Source organism: Streptomyces sp. NPDC004126 (genome assembly GCF_050275515.1).
Lineage (GTDB): Bacteria > Actinomycetota > Actinomycetes > Streptomycetales > Streptomycetaceae > Streptomyces.
On sequence record NZ_JBNNPF010000108.1, the window covers coordinates 1 to 8,121 of the forward strand.

The 8,121-nt window shown below is 76.9% G+C and carries 4 protein-coding genes and 1 pseudogene; 3 read left to right on the forward strand and 2 right to left on the reverse strand.

The genetic code is table 11. The features are described from left to right. Positions 1 to 275 precede the first annotated feature (275 nt). Positions 276 to 1,499 carry an L-2-hydroxyglutarate oxidase gene (gene lhgO / locus ACQKM2_RS40300; RefSeq protein ID WP_427719068.1) on the reverse strand — a complete coding sequence of 408 codons (1,224 nt, stop codon included), beginning with the start codon at positions 1,497 to 1,499 and terminating at the stop codon, positions 276 to 278. 19 nt (positions 1,500 to 1,518) lie between these two features. Then, complete coding sequence (locus ACQKM2_RS40305; protein WP_427719070.1) at positions 1,519 to 3,180, reverse strand: sporulation protein; 1,662 nt, start codon at positions 3,178 to 3,180, stop codon at positions 1,519 to 1,521. A gap of 676 nt (positions 3,181 to 3,856) precedes the next feature. Between ACQKM2_RS40305 and ACQKM2_RS40310 the strand changes: the two genes are divergently transcribed. The 3 genes and pseudogenes from ACQKM2_RS40310 (at position 3,857) to ACQKM2_RS40320 (ending at position 8,114) form a co-directional block, all read left to right on the forward strand. Beyond that, entirely contained in the window at positions 3,857 to 6,217 is a 2,361-nt protein-coding gene (locus ACQKM2_RS40310; protein WP_427719072.1) for an asparagine synthase-related protein, read from the forward strand. Then, positions 6,160 to 7,269: pseudogene (locus tag ACQKM2_RS40315) on the forward strand (energy-coupling factor ABC transporter ATP-binding protein); the annotation flags it as partial. The gene ACQKM2_RS40310 and the pseudogene ACQKM2_RS40315, both read left to right, overlap by 58 nt. Continuing rightward, a complete protein-coding gene (locus ACQKM2_RS40320; RefSeq protein WP_427719074.1) occupies positions 7,221 to 8,114 on the forward strand; it encodes an ECF transporter S component in 894 nt (297 codons plus the stop codon). The pseudogene ACQKM2_RS40315 and the gene ACQKM2_RS40320, both read left to right, overlap by 49 nt. Positions 8,115 to 8,121 lie beyond the last annotated feature (7 nt).

Below are 8,121 nucleotides of genomic sequence, written 5' to 3' on the forward strand. Positions count from 1 at the left end.
CCCCGCGCCTAAACCGCGGGCGGGGCTATATGTAGCCCGTCCGGCGTTTGAGGACCGGGGTCAGGGGCGGAGCCCCCTGGGAACGGTGGAAGGGCGGGTAGGGGACCCTCGCCCGCGCAGCGGCCCACCCACCCGCAGACGACCTACCGGCCACGGCCACCCGAACCGGCCCCGCCCCGCACCCGCCGGTCGGAGGCCGGCGCAGCGGCGCGAAGCCGGGGAGGCCGCCCGCGGCCGAGCCGCGCGAGCGGCGCGTCAAGGAGGGGAGCGGTGCGTCAAGAGGAAGGGCGCAGGTGTGCCAAGGCCCGGCCGGCGATTTCGCGGCCGATCGGGAGCGACGCGGTCGCCGCCGGCGACGGGGCGTTCAGGACGTGCACCGTGCGCGGCGCCTCGCGGATGAGGAAGTCGTCGACGAGCGTGCCGTCCCGCAGCACCGCCTGCGCCCGCACCCCGGCCGCCGCCGGAGCGAGGTCCGCCTCCGTGACGGCCGGCAGCAGGCGGCGCACGGCCTCGGTGAAGGCCCGCTTCGACAGCGACCGGTGGATCTCCCCGGCCCCGTACCGCCAGTGCCGTCCGGCCATCCGCCAGGATCCCGGCCAGGCCAGCTCGGTGGCGATGTCCCGCGGGCGGACCGTCCCCCAGCCGTAGCCCTCGCGGGCCAGGGCCGGGACGGCGTTCGGGCCGACGTGGACCCCGCCGCCGATGCCGCGCGTCAGGTGCACGCCGAGGAAGGGGAAGGCCGGGTCGGGCACCGGGTAGACCAGGCCCCGGACCAGGTCCGGGCGGGCCAGGTCGTGGTACTCGCCCCGGAAGGGAATGATCCGCATGCCCGGGTCGTCACCGGCCAGGCGGGCCACCCGGTCGCACTGGAGCCCCGCGCAGTTCACCAGGACGCGGGCGCGGAACACCCGGCCCGAGGTGGTGCGGACCGCCACCGCCGAGGGCCGGCGGGAGATCAGGTCCGCCTCGGCGCCGTAGACGATCTCCGCCCCGGAGTCCTCGGCGAGCCGCGCCGCGACCTGCCCGTAGTCCACGATCCCGGTGGTGCCGACGTGGATCGCGGCGAGGCCCCGGACGTGCGGCTCGTACTCCGTGATCTGGGCCGGCCCCAGCTCGCGCACCGGGATGCCGTTCTCCCGGCCACGCTGGACGAGGGAGTGCAGGCGCGGCAGCTCCGACCGCTCGGTGGCGACGATCAGCTTGCCCGTCACCTCGTGCGGGATGCCGTGCTCCGCGCAGAACTTGACCATCTCGGCGGCACCGGTCACCGCGAAGCGCGCCTTGAGCGATCCCGGGCGGTAGTAGATGCCGCTGTGGATCACCCCGCTGTTGCGGCCCGTCTGGTGCCGGGCCGGGGCGGACTCCTTCTCCAGTACGGTCACCCGGGTGCCCGGGGCCAGCCGTGACAGGGCATGGGCTGTCGACAAGCCGACGATCCCGCCACCGATCACCAGCACGTCGCAATCCACGCTGACACCTCCCACCCCTGCATACTGCACCCCACCACCGACAACCTGGCTACGCGGGGGCCACCAGAAGCGGCCGGGCCCGCTCGCGCAGCTCCGCGACCCTCGGTTCGTCCCCGTACGGTTCGAGCCTGTGCAGCAGGTCGCGTACGTACTCGGTCGTCCGCGCCGAGGAGATCCGGCCCGCGACCTCCACGGCCCGCGTACCTGCCGCGCACGCCGCGTCCAGGTTGCCCGACTCCAGCTCGGCGACCGCGCTCACCACCAGCCGCAGCCCGTGCGAGCGTACGTACTCCTCCGTGGGGCGGGACAGTGCCTGCTCCGTGAAACGGCGCACTTGGCGCGGGAGTTTGAGGTCCCGGTAGCACTCCGCCGCATCCGCCGCGAAACGGTCGTACGAGTAGAAACCCAGCCATGTCGGGTCGGGATCGCCCTCGCGGGAACGCTCCAGCCAGCCCTCCGACGCCCGCAGTGCCGCCCCGGCGGCCGCCGAGTCGCCCGCCTTCGCGTGGGCCCGCGCCTCGACCAGGCGGAAGAAGCTCATCGTGCGGGCGGTGGCGAGGCCGCGGTTGCGTTCGACGGCGGCCTGCGCGAGGTCCACGCCCTCGTCGGGGAAGTCCCGGTAGGTCGCCTGGAGGGACATCGAGGCCAGCACGTACCCGCCCAGCGGGACGTCGGCGGCCGCCCGGGCCAGCCGCAGCGCCTGGATGTAGTACCGCTGCGCGGCCTCCTGCTGGCCGGTGTCGAAGGCCATCCAGCCGGCCAGCCTGGTCAGTTCGGCGGTCGCCCCGAAGAGGGCGCGCCCCACCTCGTCGGTGTAGGAGCCGAGCAGCAGCGGCGCCGCGTCCACCCGCAGGCACTCGGGCACCATCGACGAACGCCAGTCCCCGCCGCCGTACTTGGAGTCCCAGCGGCGCGCGTCCTCGGCGGCCTCCCGCAGCTTCGCCACGTCGCTGTGGCCCACGCGCTGCGGGGAGGCGTCCGGCACGGCCCGCACGGCAGCGGCCGCGGCGGCCGCCGCCGCGACGGCCGGCGGCGCGGTTTCGGGCCCGGACTGCGCGGGCACAAGGCCCTGCGCGGGAGTTTCCGGCGTCCGCCGCAGCGGGGCGGCGGTGGCGGGAGCCCGCCCGGGAACGGGAGCGGGAGCCGCGGCGGGAGCGGGAGCCGCAGCGGGAGCGGGAGCCGAGGCGGCCGGGGGTGCCTCCGGAGCGCTGGTGCCCGGGTCGCCGGCGGGGCCCGGTTCGCGGGCCACCGAGCTGTCGGCCGGAGATATCAGCCACCGCGAGGCGGGCGTCGCGTACGCCGACACCGAGAACGACCCCGCGAGCGACTGCCAGATCCCGCCACCACCCCGCCGCCCGGCGAGGTCCAGCCGGTACAGATCGGTCGCCGAGCGCACCGCCGCCCCGATGTCGCGCGGGAAGGCCAGCCCGACCTCCGGCGCCGGATCGGCGTCCGCCAGCCCGATCTCGTGCAGCGGCACGGGCCGGCCCAGCTTCGCCCCGATGGCCGCGGCGATCAGGTGCGGGGCCGCGCCCTGGGGCACCATCCCCTTGGACACCCACCGCGCCACCGACGTCTTGTCGTACCGGAGCGTCAGACCGCGCTGCGCGCCGAGGTCGTTCACCCGCCGGGCCAGCCCGGCGTTGCTGATGCCCGCCAGGGCGAGGACGGCGCCGAGCTTCTCGTTGGGCTCGCGGAGCTCCCTGGACATGCGCCACCCCTCGTCACACGCGGAACGCAGACGCCGCCGGGGCATAGGCGCCCGGCATTTCGTAAACCCAGCGTAGTTCCCCGCCTCCCAAGCGTTAAGGCCCCGACTTCCGTATGGCGGGATTGTTGTCCGTATGCACAGTCGGCCCGGGGGGTTGTGCCCCGGGCGCACGTGTCAGCTCGTGCTCCGGCCGTGTGGCCGTGCGCCCGGCCGTGCGCTCTGGCCGCTGCCGGGGCCCGGCGATTCGATGTGCGGTGCGTGGGTCGGCCCGCCGCGTGGAACCGGTGGGCCGGGGGATGCCGCTGCCTCAATCCCCGCGGGTGGCGGAACGGTCCGGGAGGTGGGAGACGCCTCCCGGACCGCGCCCCGCGGCCTCCCCGGGCTTCCCGCGCGAGGGCCCGTACCGGCCCTCAGTGCGGCCGAAGAATGGCCGAAACCGACCTATGGGGCGGTGGGAACGGAACGCCAAATACCGCGTGGCCGGGGCGTGTTCGTTTACATGTGCGCCCCCCGAAGCCACTCTCGCACGCCCTTCTCGTGGCAGCATGGACCCCGAGCCACCCGGGGTCCAGCCGGCCACGCCGTCCGAGCGCCGACGCACGCCGACGCACACCGTCCGTGCCGTCCCGGCCGTCCGTTGCCCCGGTCATTTGCCCACGGGCAGGGGGAGGCGGCGGTGCGCTGGTTGGTCGGGTGGAGCAGTATCGCCGCGAGCTTCGGCACGGCAGGACGGGTCCCGTCCGGCCCCGGTGGGGCGTCGGACCCCTACGGCCCCGGCAACGGCCACGGGTCCAACGGCTACGGGCCGAACGGCTACGGGTCCAACGGCTACGGGTCCAACGGCTACGGCTCCCCGTACGGCCCCGGCGTCGGCCCGGGACCCGGTGCCGGCACCGGCGGCCAAGGATCCCCGTACGGCCGCCCGTCCCACCCCCACCCCCAGCCGCCGCAGCACGGCGGCATCGCCGACGCCGCCCACGCCGACGACCCCGCCGCCCAGGACGCCGAACGCACCGTCCACCCCGTCGGCGCCCAGCTCCTGTGGGGCGACCCCGACCCCCTCTGGGCCGTCGGCGACTGGCGCCCGGACGAGATCCGCACCGTCACCGCCGACCCGGCGGACCCCTTCACCCGCCTCGCCGTCCTCGGCTGCTGCGGCGCCACCGACGCCGAACTGCGCCGCGCCCTCTACGCCGCCCGCGGCGGCGCCCTGCGCCACCTCACCGAGTGGCCCGGCAGCTACACCGCCGTCGTCCAGGCCGGGCGCCGCATCACCGTCCTCGGCGACCTCGCGGGCGCCCGGCCCGTCTTCTACACCCCCTGGGCCGGCGGCACCGCCTACGCCACCGCCGCGCTCCCGCTCGCCGACCTCATCGAGGCGCAGCTCGACGTCGGCCACCTCGCCGCCCTCCTCGCCTGCCCCGACAGCCCCGAGGCACTGGGCGACGGCACACCCTACGAAGGCGTCCGGCGCATCCCGCCCGGCCACGCCCTGATCCTGCGCGAGGGCTCCCGGGAGATCACCGGCTACGAACAGGTGGCCTCCCTCGCCGTCGCCGCCCCCGAAGCCGACCCCGAACGGGCCGTGGAGGGCGTACGGGAAGCATTGACCGCCGCGGTGCGCGCCCGGCTCACGGCGCCGCGGCATGCCCCCGAGACCCTGCTCCCCGACCCCGGACCCGTGCCCGGAATGGGCCCCGCCGACCGGCGCGCGGCCCGCGGCGCCCCCGCACCGGGCGTCGGCGCGGACCTCTCCGGCGGCACCGCCTCCGCCACCCTCGCCCTCCTCGCCGCGGGCCTGCCCGGCGCCCCCGGCACCCTCCCGGGCTCCGGCTCACGGCTCCTCGCCGTCACCTTCAACGACCTCGCCACCCCGCAGGGCCGCGAGGGCGAACTCGAACGCGCCCACGCCCTCGCCGCCGACCCCCGGCTCCACCACGTCGTCGTGGCCGCCGCCGAGGAAGCCCTCCCCTACGCGGAACTCGACGGCCCCCTCACCGACGAACCCGGCCCCTCCCTCGTCTCCGCCGCCCGCGAGCGGCGCCGCCTCGCCGCCGGCTCCGCCGACCACTTCACCGGACACGGAGCCCGCCGCGTCCTCGACGCGCACCCCGCCCGCATGGCCGACCTCCTCCTCGACCGCAGACGCCGCCACCTGCTGCGCCCCGTCGCCGCCCTCGCCCGCTCCGCGCCTGCCGACCCGCTGCTCGTCCCCTTCTCCGTCTACTCGGCCGCCCGCCGCCTCGCCCGTACGCCGTACCGCGCCGGCATGGAGGCCGCCGCGGCCCGGCTCCGCGAGGGCGGAGCGGCCGTCGCCGCCGCGTCCGGGCCGGTCGACGCCTCGCTCGCCGCCCTCACCTGGTCCCGCCCCGGCCCCGCTGCGGGCTGGCTCACCGGCGAAGCCCTGGCGGAAGTATCGATCCGGCTGCGCGCCGCCGCCGGACGGCCCCCGCTCTCGCTGCGCCCCGGCGAGGCCCGCGCACGCGCCCTGCTGGCCCGGCACGCCGCCGACCACCGCGTCTTCGAGCAGGCCGTGGAGGTCCGCAGCCAGCGCCTGCACGCGCCGTTCCTCGACAACCAGGTCGTACGGGCCGCGCGCGCCCTGCCGGAGTCCCTGCGCGTACAGCCCGGGGCCCGCGCCGAGATCCTGCGCAGTGTCCTGGCCTCCGCCGGGGTGCGCGAACTCCCGCCCGGCTGGGGCGCCACGGCCCACACCCCGAACGAGACCGCCACCCGCCTGGGGCTGCGGGCCGCCCTCACCTCGCTGCTGGCCCTCTTCGCGGCGCCGCTCCTCGCCGACGCCGGCCTCGTCGACGCCCGGGTGGTGCAGCAGGCCCTGATCGACGCGGCCGAGGGGCGGCCGGTGCCGCTCGACGGGCTCGCGGAACTCGTCTCGATGGAGCTGTGGCTCCGCCGCCTCCTGGCCCGCCGCGGCACCTGCTGGACCGGCACCTCCACCCCCCGCCGCCGCGCGGTCCCACCCCTGGACACCCCCCTCCCCCGCCTGCCCCCCCGAGCCCTCCCGGCAGGCCGCTGACCAACCCGCTCCGCCAGGGGGCACGGCGCGGGGGCATGGGGGCGGGGCCCCCGGAGGGGTCCGGGCGTCACCTCCCACCGGTAGCCGGGGGCACGGGGCATGGGGGCGAAGCCCCCGCAAGCGGTCCGGGCGCAGCCCGGGGAACGGTGGAAGGGAGGGTAGGGGACCAGCCCCGCGCAGCGGCAGCCCCGGCCCCGGCGAACGCCACCGGCACCGGCCCCCTCGCCCGGCTGCGCCGCCTGGCCGGGCGCCGGCCGAAGGGCGCCGGCCCGGTTGGTGCCGCGCCCGCGGCCCCCGCCGCCTCCGTGAGGAACCTCGGCGTGCGCCGCGCCCGCACCGAGGTCCTGCACGACGTCACCCTCCAGGTGGCCCCCGGCGAGACCGTCGCCCTCATGGGCCGCAACGGCGCCGGCAAGTCCACCCTCCTCGCCGCCCTCACCGGCACCCTCGCCCCCTCCACCGGCCAGGTGACCGTCGGCGGCCGCACCCCGCACCGCACCCCGCCCCCGGAGATGGTCCGCCGGGTCGGCCTGGTGCCGCAGGAGCCCCGCGACCTCCTCTACGCCGACACCGTCGCCGCCGAGTGCGCCGCCGCCGACGCCGACGCCGGGGCGGCCCCCGGGACCTGCCGCGCCCTGGTCGGCGTACTGCTGCCCGGGGTGCCGGACGACACCCACCCCCGGGACCTGTCCGAGGGGCAGCGCCTGACCCTGGCCCTGGCCCTGGTGCTGACGGCCCGCCCGGCCCTGCTCCTCCTCGACGAGCCGACCCGCGGTCTGGACTACGCGGCCAAGGCCCGCCTGGTGGAGACCCTGCGCGGCCTCGCCGCCGACGGCCACGCCATCGTCCTGGCGACGCACGACGTGGAGCTGGCCGCCGAGCTGGCCCACCGGGTGGTCATCCTGGCGGGCGGGGAGGTCGTCGCGGACGGCCCGACGGCCGAGGTCGTCGTCTCCTCACCCGCCTTCGCGCCCCAGGTGGCGAAGATCCTGGCCCCGGGCCACTGGCTCACGGTGTCGCAGGTCGCCGCCGCCCTGGAGGCGACCCCGTGACGCCCCGCCCCGCCCGCCCCGTCCGCATCGGCCCCCGCGCCGCCGCGGCCCTGCTCCTGGTCACCCTCATCGGCATCGCCGCCTTCGGCTGGCCCCTGCTCGCCGACCGCCAGTCCGGCCTGGCCCACTCCCAGGACGCCCCGTGGCTGTTCGCCGCGCTGCTCCCGCTCCTCGTCGCCGTGGTCATCGCGACCATCGCCGACAACGGCATGGACTCCAAGGCCGTCGCCATGCTCGGGGTGCTCGCCGCCGTGGGGGCGGCGCTGCGGCCGCTGGGCGCGGGCACGGCCGGCCTGGAGCCCATGTTCTTCCTGATGGTGCTCAGCGGCCGCGTCCTCGGTCCCGGCTTCGGCTTCGTCCTCGGCTCCGTGACGATGTTCGCGTCCGCGCTGCTCACGGGCGGTGTCGGGCCGTGGATGCCGTTCCAGATGCTGGCGCTGGGCTGGTTCTCGCTGGGCGCGGGGCTGCTGCCGGGGCCGGAGAGGATCCGGGGGCGGGCCGAGCTGGCGATGCTCGCCGTGTACGGGTTCCTGGGCTCCTTCGCGTACGGCACGGTCATGAACCTGCAGGGCTGGGTGCTGCTTCAGGGCATGGGGCAGGGGATCTCCTTCCACCCCGGGGACCCGGTGCCGCAGAACCTGGCCCGCTTCGCCGCGTACTGCCTGGCGACCTCGGTGGGCTGGGACCTGGGGCGGGCCGCGCTGACGGTCGTACTCACGCTCGCCCTCGGGGGCACGCTGCTGAGGGCACTGCGCCGGGCGACTCGGAAAGCCGCGTTCGACGCACCCGTTTCCTTCGATTCGGGGGCCGGAAGTGACGCGGGACACCCACCACAGAGGGTCTGACCGGTCA